General features: G+C 68.5%; 10 protein-coding genes, 2 tRNA genes and 1 pseudogene. All 13 read right to left on the bottom strand.

Going from position 1 to position 11,484, the window contains the following annotated elements; genetic code table 11:
- Window positions 1-510: 510 nt before the first annotated feature.
- Window positions 511-1,356 carry a DegV family protein gene (locus ACH4EW_RS03940; protein ID WP_398250907.1) on the bottom strand — a complete coding sequence of 282 codons (846 nt, stop codon included), beginning with the start codon at window positions 1,354-1,356 and terminating at the stop codon, window positions 511-513.
- Between the two features lie 132 nt (window positions 1,357-1,488).
- Window positions 1,489-2,226 (bottom strand): hypothetical protein, encoded by a 738-nt coding sequence (locus ACH4EW_RS03935; RefSeq protein WP_398250904.1) that lies wholly within the window; start codon window positions 2,224-2,226, stop codon window positions 1,489-1,491.
- A 199-nt stretch (window positions 2,227-2,425) separates the two neighbouring features.
- Window positions 2,426-5,299: a leucine--tRNA ligase gene (gene leuS, locus ACH4EW_RS03930; protein WP_398250901.1), complete on the bottom strand. Its 2,874-nt coding sequence runs from the start codon at window positions 5,297-5,299 to the stop codon at window positions 2,426-2,428.
- 433 nt (window positions 5,300-5,732) lie between these two features.
- A tRNA-Ala gene (locus ACH4EW_RS03925) sits at window positions 5,733-5,805 on the bottom strand.
- Window positions 5,806-5,976: 171 nt separating this feature from the next.
- Window positions 5,977-6,210 carry a hypothetical protein gene (locus tag ACH4EW_RS03920; protein WP_015608461.1) on the bottom strand — a complete coding sequence of 78 codons (234 nt, stop codon included), beginning with the start codon at window positions 6,208-6,210 and terminating at the stop codon, window positions 5,977-5,979.
- 259 nt (window positions 6,211-6,469) lie between these two features.
- Window positions 6,470-6,917, bottom strand: a pseudogene (locus ACH4EW_RS03915) (MFS transporter); the annotation flags it as partial.
- Window positions 6,918-7,170: 253 nt separating this feature from the next.
- Window positions 7,171-7,243 (bottom strand) — tRNA-Ala (locus ACH4EW_RS03910).
- A 164-nt stretch (window positions 7,244-7,407) separates the two neighbouring features.
- Complete coding sequence (locus tag ACH4EW_RS03905; RefSeq protein WP_398251275.1) at window positions 7,408-8,061, bottom strand: histidine phosphatase family protein; 654 nt, start codon at window positions 8,059-8,061, stop codon at window positions 7,408-7,410.
- A complete protein-coding gene (rsfS, locus tag ACH4EW_RS03900) occupies window positions 8,058-8,489 on the bottom strand; it encodes a ribosome silencing factor (protein ID WP_266361561.1) in 432 nt (143 codons plus the stop codon). Before rsfS ends, ACH4EW_RS03905 begins: the two co-directional genes overlap by 4 nt.
- Before the next feature lie 114 nt (window positions 8,490-8,603).
- Window positions 8,604-10,346: a LytR C-terminal domain-containing protein gene (locus ACH4EW_RS03895; RefSeq protein WP_398250897.1), complete on the bottom strand. Its 1,743-nt coding sequence runs from the start codon at window positions 10,344-10,346 to the stop codon at window positions 8,604-8,606.
- Between the two features lie 19 nt (window positions 10,347-10,365).
- Window positions 10,366-10,983, bottom strand: a complete 618-nt coding sequence (gene nadD / locus ACH4EW_RS03890) for a nicotinate-nucleotide adenylyltransferase (protein ID WP_398250894.1) — start codon at window positions 10,981-10,983, stop codon at window positions 10,366-10,368.
- 38 nt (window positions 10,984-11,021) lie between these two features.
- Window positions 11,022-11,186, bottom strand: coding sequence for a hypothetical protein (locus ACH4EW_RS03885; protein WP_398250891.1), 165 nt, complete (start codon window positions 11,184-11,186; stop codon window positions 11,022-11,024).
- A gap of 84 nt (window positions 11,187-11,270) precedes the next feature.
- The gene (locus ACH4EW_RS03880) at window positions 11,271-11,423 is read right to left on the bottom strand and encodes a hypothetical protein (RefSeq protein WP_398250888.1); all 153 of its coding nucleotides are present in this window, start codon (window positions 11,421-11,423) and stop codon (window positions 11,271-11,273) included.
- Between the last annotated feature and the right edge of the window lie 61 nt (window positions 11,424-11,484).

Raw genomic sequence — 11,484 nt, 5'->3', positions numbered from 1 at the left:
TGAAACCGGCCTCTCCCACCGCCCCGGCATCCCCGAGACCGAGACCGGGGCCGGGCCCGGGGGCGGGGGCAGGGTCGGCGCAGGAGCCGGAGACGGACCGGGACTTGGCGTCGGGGGCGGGCTCGGCGTAGTGGGCAGGCTCGGGGCCGAGACCGGAGTGGGAGCCGAGGCCACCCGCAGTACAGGCCGCGTGCCCCGTCCGCCGTACGCACCCCCCATGAGAGCGTCCGCCCGACGGCGCGAAGCCGCCGCTACGACGTCTGCACGCCCACGCGACGGCCGCCGCCATCCGGGGCCGAGGCCGGGACCGCTACGAGTGCGCCCGTCCGAGGCCGGGGCGCGACCGGGGCCGCTGCCGCTTCCGCTGGTTGCACGATGTGATCGGGGAGCCATGCCTCACGACGGTAGGCACATCCGCCCGAACCCGCTGAGCAGGCCCAACTTCTGTGGACGACCAGCCAGTTGTGGATAACTCGACCACCCCGAGAGGTGACACCGGCGAACCGGTTCTCAGCGCGGCGAAACCACTGCCCCGAGCAGACCGGGCCCGGTGTGCGCACCGATCACCGCGCCCACCTCGCTGACATGCAGATCGGCCAGACCCGGCACCCGCTCACGCAGCCGCTCGGCGAGCCGCTCGGCCCGCTCGGGTGCCGCCAGGTGATGCACGGCGATGTCCACCCGGTTGCTGCCCGCCCGTTCCGCGACGATCTCCTCCAGACGTGCGATCGCCTTCGAGGCCGTCCGTACCTTCTCCAGCAGTTCGATACGGCCGCCGTCCAGCTGGAGCAGCGGCTTCACGGCGAGCGCCGATCCCAGCAGAGCCTGCGCGGCACCGATACGACCACCGCGGCGCAGATAGTCCAGCGTGTCGACATAGAAGTACGCAGAGGTGCCCGCTGCCCGCTTCTCCGCGGCTGCGACGGCCTCGTCCAGGCTTCCGCCCGCCTCTGCCGTCTCCGCCGCCGCCAAGGCGCAGAATCCGAGGGCCATGGTGACCATCCCGGTATCCACCACCCGTACCGGAACCTGTGCGTCCTTCGCCGCGAGCAGAGCGGCGTCGTACGTACCCGAGATCTCGGCAGAAAGGTGCAGCGAGACGATGCCGGTGGCTCCGGCCTCGGCCGCCGCCCGGTACGCGGCGGCGAAGACCTCCGGGCCGGGCCGGGAAGTCGTCACGGGGCGGCGCTTCTGGAGCGCCACCGCGAGGGAACGGGTCGAGATCTCGGTGCCGTCCTCCAGAGCCTGATCGCCGAGGACGACGGTAAGCGGCACCGCGGTGATGCCATGCCGCTCCATCGCCTCGGGCGGCAGGTAGGCCGTGGAATCGGTGATGATCGCGACATGGCGGGACATGAGCGGGAGGTTACCTGGCAAGCCCGCAGCTCGGCAGTCCGACCCCGGCCGAATGATCGCTTCCGTTCGCTTCGGACCGCATCCTGTCATTGCCGGTCGTCGAACACGGGTCACCGCCGGTCATCGAACGCCTCAGTTCGTCGTTTCGGGCCGAGCTGCCTTCTGCCACGGGTATTCGGTCTGCAGTCGCGGGTCCGGAGCCGTGATCGCCTGCGCCACATCATCGGCCGGCCCACGCTCCTGCCGACTCCCCTGCCCTTGCACCTGTCCCTGGTCGCGCCCGCCGCCCTGCGGCTCTTCCTGCCGGCGGACCGGCTCCTCCGGCTCCACCGTCCAGTGCCGCAGCGCCCCGGCCTCCACATCGATCTGCGCATTCAGCGCGTCCAGATCGCCGTCGGTGAAGTGCCGCGCCCGGTCGCGCGCGGCCCATCGCAGCGAATCAGCAGAGTCCGTGATCCGCGCCGTACGCTGCTTCAGTCCCGGCAACAGCGAGGCGACCGTCGCCCGGTCGGGCTCGCGCTCCAGCCTCTTCAGCTCGTCGTCCAGCTCGCGCCCGTGCACACTCAGCCGCTGGAAGAGGCCCAGTGACTCCGAGAGCGAGGCGTCCTCGGCGGCTCCCGACTGCAACGCCTCCTGCGTGGCCCGCATGGATGTGCGCAGCGCGAGCCGCAGCTGTGCCAGCTCTCCGCCCACGCCCGCCTGGCCGTAGCTCTTCGCCCGCAGCGTGGTGTCCTCAACGGTGCGGCGCGCCTGGGTGATCGTACGGTCCACACCCCGCTTCGCCGCGCCGATGGCCTTTACGCCCGCGTACACGCCCAAGGCCACGAAGGCGAAAAAGAGCAACCCCAGAATCAGGATCACGGCTTCCATGAGCGCCCCTCGAATGTCGTTTCGGCTGCCGGCTGCCAGCCCCCTCCACCGTAAACGGAAAGGGCAGGCCGAGGGTTCCTTCAAAACCCCCAACCTGCCCGTAGGGGAACGCCCCCACACCGCCGTACAGCGGACAGCAACTACGCGACGACCGCCCCGCGGGAACGATGAGCACCCTCACGCGGGACGATCAGCGGCGTCACGCGGGAACGATGTTTACCAGCTTCGGCGCGCGCACGATCACCTTGCGGATCCCCGCACCGTCCAGCGCCGCGACCACGGCAGGGTCGGCCAGGGCCAGTGCTTCCAGCTCCTCGTCCGCAATCGACGGGGAGATCTCCAGACGCGCCTTGACCTTGCCCTTGACCTGCACGACGCAGGTCACGGTCTCGTCCACGACATACGCCGGGTCGGCGACCGGGAAGTCCTGGTGCACGACCGACTCGGTGTGGCCCAGCCGGCGCCACAGCTCCTCGGCGATGTGCGGCGCCAGCGGCGCCACCAGCAGCACCAGTGACTCGGCGACACTCCGGGACAGCGGGCCGCCCGCCTTGGTCAGGTGGTTGTTCAGCTCGGTGACCTTGGCGATGGCCGTGTTGAAGCGCATCCCGGCCATGTCCTGGCCGACCCCGTCGATCGCCTTGTGCAGCGCCCGCAGAGTCTCCTCCCCCGGCTCCGTGTCGACGACGGTGACCTCACCGGTCTCCTCGTCCACGACGTTGCGCCACAGCCGCTGCAGCAGCCGGTACTGACCGACGACCGCACGCGTGTCCCACGGCCGCGACACGTCCAGAGGCCCCATCGCCATCTCGTACAGGCGCAGCGTGTCCGCTCCGTACTCGGCGCAGATCTCGTCCGGTGTGACGGCGTTCTTCAGGGACTTGCCCATCTTGCCCAGGACGCGGCTGACCTTCTCGCCCTGGTGGTAGAAGTTTCCGTCCCGCTCCTCGACCTCGGCCGCCGGGACCGCGATGCCGCGGCTGTCCCGGTAGACGAACGCCTGGATCATGCCCTGGTTGTACAGCTTGTGGAACGGCTCGGCGGACGAGATGTGCCCCAGGTCGTGCAGCACCTTGGACCAGAAGCGGGCGTACAGCAGGTGCAGTACGGCATGCTCCTGGCCGCCGATGTACAGGTCGACACCCCCGGTCGGCTGCCCCTCGCGCGGGCCCATCCAGTACTGCTCGATCGCGGGGTCGACCAGCTTCTGGTCGTTCCTCGGGTCCAGGTAACGCAGCTCGTACCAGCAGGAGCCCGCCCAGTTGGGCATGGTGTTGGTCTCACGGCGGTACTTCTTCGGGCCGTTGCCGTCGCCCAGGTCCAGGGTGACGTTGACCCAGTCGGCGTTCCGGGACAGCGGGGTCTCGGGCTGGGTGTCGGCGTCCTCGGGGTCGAAGGTGCGCGGCGAGTAGTCGTCGACCTCCGGCAGTTCCAGGGGCAGCATCGACTCGGGCAGCGCGTGGGCGACGCCGTCCTCGTCGTAGACGATCGGGAAGGGCTCGCCCCAGTAACGCTGGCGGCTGAACAGCCAGTCGCGCAGCCGGAAGTTGACGGTGCCCTCGCCGACGCCGTGCGCCTTCAGCCACTCGGTGATCCTCGCCTTGGCGTCGACGACGCCCAGACCGTTCAGCGCGATCTCGTCATTGGCGGAGTTGACCAGCTTCGCTTCGTACGAATCGAAGGCGTCGTCCCACGTCGAGGGATCCGTGCCGCGGTCGTCCGACGGCTCGACGACACAGCGCATCGGCAGCTCGAAGGCGCGCGCGAAGGCGAAGTCGCGCGCGTCGTGCGCCGGTACGGCCATGATCGCGCCGGTCCCGTACCCCATCAGGACGTAGTCGGCGATGAAGACGGGGACCTTCTCGCCGCTGACCGGGTTGGTCGCATACGCACCGGTGAAGACGCCGGTCTTGTCCTTGGCCTCGGCCTGCCGCTCCACATCGGACTTCGCGGCGGCCAGCTTGCGGTACGCGGCAACGGCCTCGGCCGGGGTGGCGTGTCCGCCGGTCCACACCGGGTGGGTGCCCTCCGGCCAGGCAGCCGGAACGATCCGCTCCACCAGCTCGTGCTCGGGCGCCAGCACCATGTAGGTGGCCCCGAACAGGGTGTCCTGGCGGGTGGTGAAGACGGTGATGTCGCCCGCGCCGTCGACCGGGAAGTCGACGCGCGCGCCTTCGGAACGCCCGATCCAGTTGCGCTGCTGCAGCTTGATCGCCTCGGGCCAGTCCAGGCCGTCCAGGTCGTTGAGCAGCCGATCGGCGTAGGCGGTGATGCGCATGTTCCACTGGCGCAGCTTGGCCTTGAAGACGGGGAAGTTGCCGCGCTCGGAGCGGCCGTCGGCCGTCACCTCTTCATTGGCCAGTACGGTGCCCAGGCCCGGCGACCAGTTGACCGGCGCGTCGGAGGCGTATGCCAGGCGGTACTCGCCCAGGACGTCCGCGCGCTCGACTGCGCTCAGCGCACTCCAGTCACGGCCGTCCGGGGTGGGACGCGAGCCGCTCTCGAACTGTGCGACCAGCTCGGCGATCGGGCGGGCCCGGTCGGCCTCGGTGTCGTACCAGGAGTTGAAGATCTGCAGGAAGATCCACTGCGTCCACTTGTAGTACTCCGACTCGATCGTGGCGAACGAGCGGCGCTTGTCATGGCCCAGGCCCAGCCGGCGCAGCTGGGCGGTCATGTTCTCGATGTTGGCCTCGGTGGAGACCCGCGGGTGTGTGCCGGTCTGCACGGCGTACTGCTCCGCGGGCAGGCCGAAGGCGTCGAAGCCCAGGGTGTGCAGCACGTTGTGCCCGGTCATCCGCTGGTGGCGGGCGAAGACATCGGTGGCGATGTAGCCCAGCGGGTGTCCGACGTGCAGGCCCGCACCCGAGGGGTACGGGAACATGTCCATGATGAACTTCTTCGGCTTGGCGGCCAGTTCCGGACTGCCCGCCAGATCACCGGTCGGATTCGGCGCCTCGTACGTGCCCTCGGCGTCCCAGAAGTCCTGCCAGCGTGCCTCGATGTCGGCGGCCATCGCCGCCGTATAGCGGTGCGGCGCAGCCGTCTCGGCTGCGGAATTCGTCTCGCTCATGATCCTCAAAGCTCCATCGATCGTCATCTGCCGGCGCCCACGTCTACGGACACGCGTCTACGGAAACGAAAAATCCCCTCGCACAGGAGGGGACGCCGCGCCGATTCCGACCAGGCATTCTCACCGGTCGGGACTGATCAGCGCGGCTCGCTAAGCAGAAGGCGTACGGCACGCATGGCGTCAGGGTACCGCACGGGCCCGGCGCCGGCCCGGCCCCGTGCGGTCCGAGGGTGAAGCGGCGGGAGCGACCGCACGACGGAAACGTCCGGGAAACGAAGGTCACTCTGCGTACCGGCCCCCCACCGGGCCGACCGATCAACGCCCGTACTGGCCGGTATGGGGCGACTCGACATGCCGTGCCGGGCCATGCGCACCTACGTATATGAGAAGCGGGTCACCCTGTGAGGATGACCCGCTTCTCATTTCTTCACTGTGGAGCTAAGGAGAATTGAACTCCTGACCTCCTGCATGCCATGCAGGCGCTCTACCAACTGAGCTATAGCCCCGTGCGGTGCGCCGCCCGGTTCCCCGTGGCGACATCGAGAACATTACCGGTGACCCCGCCGCTCCACCAAATCGTTTCCAATCCGCGCGGATTTGACCGATTTTGCGGCATCCAGTGCCGCGACGGGGTTGGACCTTGCCGGTCGCGGCACCAGGTCAAGTGACGGTGGGGTTCACGCAGTGGCGAAGGAGTAGAAGCGCTTCAGCGTGCAGTGCTCCTCCAGCAGCCGCCCGTAGATCGGTTCCCCCTCCAGCTCCCGATAGGTCTCGATCGGGTCGCCCTTTATGATCAGCGCCCGCGCGCACTCCTCGCACCAGTACTGGTACTCGGGATTGATCGGATCCATGTCCCTGACGATGGGCGTACCACTGCCGCACCAGTCGCACTTCCGCCTGTGTGCACCCATGCGTCAGCTCCGGCTTTGACCGCGGGTGGTGCACACGCAGGAGACTCCGCCGCTCCCGCCGAGCACTCGGACCGCATGGAACGGATCAGCGGCAGGACGACCGGCGCGGGCGCGGCGTTCGGGGACAAGGAGCAGGCCCGGGACCTCGTGGCGGCTCGCAGGCATCGCGCGCTCCCTCCCGTTCGGTCCGTCGCCCCCTCCGGCGGTCCGATTCTGCCATGACCCCGCAAGGGGGTCAGCTCGCCGGACATCCGGCCGGTCACCGACGCCACAAAAGACCCGCCGACGCACCTGCGATCGCGGCCACCGCCAGTGCGAGAGCGCATGCCCACAGGGCATGCGCCGATGCCTGCACCCCTGGCGTATCAAGGCGGTTGAGATAAAGCGTGCCGAATGTCGCGACGCCGGTCAGCTGTCCGAGTTGGGTGACGGTCACCAACACACCGCTCGCATCAGCCGCATTCTCCGGACGTACGTTCGCCAACACCCCTGTAAGAGTGGGACTGAAGCCCAGCGCCAATGGCGAACCCGCCCGGAACCAAAGCCCCTTGGAGCCTCGCGTGCCACCGGCGCCAGGTCAGCCCGATCGCACCGAACGCCAGCGCGGTCGGTGCGAACATCAGCCCCGCGCGCAGCGCCGAGTAGCCCAGACCGCCCTGGACGTGCAGCGTCATCGCGAAGAGGAAGCCCGCGTTGACCGCCTGCAATCCGGCTCCGGAGGCACCGAGTTCGCTCCGGATCGTCGGGGCGGCGACGTTGACGATGAAGATGTCGAGCAGCGCCGGCGTCCCCGAAGAAGCACGAACGGGTATACGCAATGCGCTGTGGATGCTGCGGCGACGCCGGGAAGCCTGACCGGACGCACGGTCAGGGCGGTCGGGCAGCCAGAAGCAACCGAGGGCCAGGCAATCCGGAAGAACGCGAAGATCCCGCCCCCTGGTGGGGACGGGATCTTGATTGTGGAGCTAAGGAGAATTGAACTCCTGACCTCCTGCATGCCATGCAGGCGCTCTACCAACTGAGCTATAGCCCCGCTGTTCGCTGTGTTTCCCTGCGTTTCTGCGCTGCGAACAAGAAGAACTTTAGCCTGTGACCAGCCAGAAAGTGAAATCCGGCCGACGCCGCCCGGAGGTGGCCTCCGAGCGCCGTCCGGCCCGCCCCACAGGCAGGCCCTGGCACTCCTTGGCCCTGGCGCTTCTACGTGTCGTCGCCGAGCACCGGCTCCGGCAGCGTGCCGGCATTGTGCTCCAGCAGGCGCCAGCCCCGCGCGCCCTCGCCCAGCACCGACCAGCAGCAGTTGGAGAGCCCGCCGAGTCCTTCCCAGTGGTGCGCCTCCAGGCCCAGCAGCCGACCGATGGTGGTGCGGATGGTGCCGCCGTGGCTGACCACGACGAGCGTGCCGCTGTCGGGCAGTTTGTCGGCGTGTCCGAGTACGACCGGGGCGGCCCGGTCGGCAACCTCGGTCTCCAGTTCACCGCCGCCGCGGCGCACGGGCTCGCCGCGCTTCCATGCGGCGTACTGCTCGCCGTACAGCCCGACGATCTCCTCGTGGGTGAGGCCCTGCCAGGCGCCCGCGTAGGTTTCACGCAGTCCCGCGTCGTGCGCCACTTCGAGGCCGGTGATCGCGGCGAGCTCGGCGGCCGTGGCCGCCGCCCGCTGCAGATCGGAGGCGACGATCGCATCCGGCTTCAGCGGGGCGAGCAGCCGGGCGGCCCGCTGGGCCTGCCCGACGCCGGCCTCGGTGAGCGCGATGTCCGTGGAGCCCTGGAAACGGCGCTCCAGATTCCATGCCGTCTGGCCGTGTCGCCAGAGGACGATCCTGCGGCCCCTGCCGCTTCCGCTGCTGTTCAGCTCTGCTCACCTTCCGTACTGCCGGTGAGCTGAGCGTGCTCCGCGGCCTTGCCTCGGGTCTTGACGGCGTCCTCGGGGAGCGCGATCTCGGGGCAGTCCTTCCAGAGGCGCTCCAGCGCGTAGAAGACCCGCTCCTCGCTGTGCTGGACGTGGATGACGATGTCGACGTAGTCGAGGAGGATCCAGCGCGCGTCGCGGTCGCCCTCACGGCGTACCGGCTTGGCGCCGAGCTCCTTCTGGAGCCGCTCCTCGATCTCGTCGACGATCGACTTGACCTGGCGGTCGTTGGGGGCTGAAGCCAGCAGGAAGGCGTCTGTGATCGACAGCACGTCGCTGACGTCGTACGCAATGATGTCGTGCGCGAGCCGGTCGGCGGCCGCCTGAGCGGCGGCGTTGATGAGCTCGATGGAGCGGTCCGTGGCGGTCACAAGCAGGCTTTCGTCGGCGGTCAGATCAACCCCTAGGGTCTCACGGACCGCCGACAGCCCACACAGCGAACGATCGCAGATCGAATCGACATCATCCTGGCGGTGCGGTCCCGGTCATTTGATCTCGTAGTCCTGGCCGAGCACGACGGACACATCCGCGTTCGCGGCGGGCTTGCCCTGCTTCAGCGCGCTCGTCGGCAGGCCAAGGGTCTTGGCGACCTGCGTCGCCTTGTCCTTGTCCGCCGCGGTCTTGTAGACGACCTCCGACAGGGCCGCGGTCTCGGCCGTTCCGCCGCCGACGAAGGCATAGCCGCCGTTGTGCAGCTTGATCCGGGCGGACTCCGTGCCGTCCTCGTCGCCGGTGGCGTTCTTGATCCCGACCCGCACCGCCGCACCGGCGTCCGGAGCCTTCGCCGTGCCGCCCAGGATGTCCTTGACAAAGCTCTCGGTGGCCGCGTCGGTGAGGGTACCGTCGGCCTGCACCGGCAGCAGTGCCGTCTTGTAGTCGCCGACCTTGGCGTGCTCGGCGAGCTTCGCCAGCGAGGCACCGAGGTCCTTCTCGGGGAGCGACGGGTCGAGGATCTGCCCCAACGTCTGCACGGTGACCGTGGCGGCCTTCGGGTCGTTCGAGATCTTCCGCAGAACGCCCCGCATGACCTCCCCGAACCGCATGAGCTGCTTCGCCTCTGCCTCACCGGGTGCCCGGTAGGTGGCGTACGCGACGGCCGTCCGGCCGCTGAGGGTCTGCGCCTCGCCCTTCTTCACCAGAGGGGAAGCGCCCTTCTTCGTGTCGGGCACTTCGGTGTCGGTATCGACCTCGATGTTGCCGACCAGGTCGACGAGAGTCTCCAGATAGGGGGTGTCGATCCGCCACGTGCCGCTGATCTTGGTGCCGAGCAGTGCGTCGATGGAATCCCGGGTGCCGGTGGTGCCGTCGTCCTCGACGGACTTGCCGAGGGTGGTCGTGCCGCCCTCGTCGTCGGAGAGCGCGAGCGAGTTGGGGAGCAGGACCGTGGTCCCCTGTTTGGCCGTCACATTGTCGACGAGCAGCGCCGTGGAGGTGCCGCCCTTCTTGGTGTCGTGCAGATGGACCACGATGACGTCACGCCGCTGCGGACCCGTCGATGCAGCGCTGTCCTTCTCCGAGCCGGAGAGGCCGGGGAACTTATCAGCGGACCAGAGGTAGCCGACACCGCCGACCACGACCAGGACCACCACAACTATCAGCGCGACCGTACGGTTGCGGCCGCGACGCCGTGCCTCTTCGCGCCGCTCGCTACGGCTCTCGGTGAACTTCAGCCAGTCGATGACGTCTTCGGAGTCGTCGTCGGGCTCCTCGATGAAGGAGAACTGCTCGGTCCGGTAGTCGTGGTCGGCTCGGCGCTGCCCGGGGACGGCCGGTTCCGGACCGTCCCCGAAGCCGGGCTCGGGTTCGGGCTCGGGTTCCTGCCGGGGCGGCGCGGGTGCGGGCGGCGACGGCTGCGCGGAAGCCTGCTGCGGGATGTTCCATTGCTGGGTGGTGTCGACCGCGGCGGGCTGTTGGGTGGTGTCGTAGCCATAGCTGTCATAGCCACCGTATGCCTGTTGCTGGGGCTGCTGGCCACCGTATGCCTCTTGCTGCGGGTGCTGCTGGGAGGCGTACGGGTCGTACGGCTGCTGCACGGACTGCGGTTGCTGAGGCTGGGCGTACGGGTCGTATCCGTACGCCTGGTCGGCCTGATACGACTGCTGCTGAGGTGCATACGGGTCGTACGCCTGCTGCCCGGCCTGCTGATACACCGGCTGCCCGTACTCGTCGTAGCCGATGATCTGCGGCTGCTGGTAGTACGGGTCGTACGGGTTTTGTCGGTCGTTCACCGGTGCCCCTCTGCGTGGCTCATTCGCCGCGGTACAGCTGGCGCTTGTCGATGTAGCGGACCACACCGTCCGGCACCAAGTACCAGACCGGCTCGCCCTTCGCGACCCTCTCACGGCAGTCCGTGGACGAGATCGCGAGCGCGGGCACCTCCACGAGGGAGACCCCGCCCTCCGGCAGCCCGGGGTCCGTGAGCAGATGCCCCGGCCGCGTCACACCGATGAAGTGGGAGAGCGAGAACAGTTCGTCGGCATCCCGCCAGGTGAGGATCTGGGAGAGTGCGTCGGCGCCGGTGATGAAGAAAAGGTCCGCGTCGCCATGGATCGCGCGCAGGTCCCGCAGCGTATCGATGGTGTATGTCGGCCCGCTGCGGTCGATGTCGCTCCGGCTGACCGAGAACTGCGGGTTGGACGCCGTCGCGATGACCGTCATCAGATAGCGGTCCTCGGCCGGGGAGACGTGCTTGTGACTCTTCTGCCACGGCTGCCCGGTCGGAACGAAGATCACCTCGTCGAGGTGGAACTGGGCGGCCACTTCGCTGGCCGCCACCAGGTGTCCATGATGAATCGGGTCAAACGTCCCGCCCATCACGCCGATTCGGCGCTTTCCGCGGCCGGTAGGCACTTCCTGCTCTCCCATGCGTGCAGAGCCTACTGGCACAGCTGTACGCCTCCGCCTCAGCGGTCGCGGTTGAAGCGAGTGGTGATCCACAGCAGGAGCAGCAGCCCGACGAGGGCACCGCCCCCGGTGACAAACGGGCTGAGGCTTTCGTGGTTGCCACCGTGCTCGCCGCCCTCGGCGGCGAGAGTGACCAGCTGGTGTGCAGTGCTCGTGAGGCTCATCTTCGGCAGGACCTATCGATCGGGAGTCGGAAGGAAGACGTCGCGCACATCGTATGCGGGCGCCCCGGGCACGCTCACGCCGACTCAGTCGTTGTTGTCGTCGTTGCGGTATCCGCGCAGCAGGAACCAGCCGAGCAGGACAGCTCCGACGAGGGAGGCGAGCAGCACGAGGCGGAGTGTGTTGCCAGGCCCCTGATCCTCGGATGCAGTGGCGAGCAGAGCAACGGTATGCGGCATGTCGGGCGTCTCCTCAGTTGTCCACAGCCCCCCGCACACCGTAGCCCCAGCACCTACGCTG

Origin of the sequence: Streptomyces sp. NPDC018000, from assembly GCF_044328025.1 — a bacterium.
Classification (GTDB): domain Bacteria; phylum Actinomycetota; class Actinomycetes; order Streptomycetales; family Streptomycetaceae; genus Streptomyces.
The sequence above is the reverse complement of the archived record's forward strand: the minus strand, read 5'-3'. Positions and strand labels throughout refer to the sequence as shown.

Bases quoted from the DNA above. Each gene is read 5' to 3' on its own strand.
- ACH4EW_RS03940 (WP_398250907.1), bottom strand. From the start codon at position 1,356: ATGTCCCGCCATGTCGCGATCATCACCGATTCCACGGCCTACCTGCCG.
- ACH4EW_RS03935 (WP_398250904.1), bottom strand. From the start codon at position 2,226: ATGGAAGCCGTGATCCTGATTCTGGGGTTGCTCTTTTTCGCCTTCGTG.
- leuS (WP_398250901.1), bottom strand. From the start codon at position 5,299: ATGAGCGAGACGAATTCCGCAGCCGAGACGGCTGCGCCGCACCGCTAT.
- ACH4EW_RS03920 (WP_015608461.1), bottom strand. From the start codon at position 6,210: ATGGGTGCACACAGGCGGAAGTGCGACTGGTGCGGCAGTGGTACGCCC.
- nadD (WP_398250894.1), bottom strand. From the start codon at position 10,983: ATGGGAGAGCAGGAAGTGCCTACCGGCCGCGGAAAGCGCCGAATCGGC.
- ACH4EW_RS03885 (WP_398250891.1), bottom strand. From the start codon at position 11,186: ATGAGCCTCACGAGCACTGCACACCAGCTGGTCACTCTCGCCGCCGAG.
- ACH4EW_RS03880 (WP_398250888.1), bottom strand. From the start codon at position 11,423: ATGCCGCATACCGTTGCTCTGCTCGCCACTGCATCCGAGGATCAGGGG.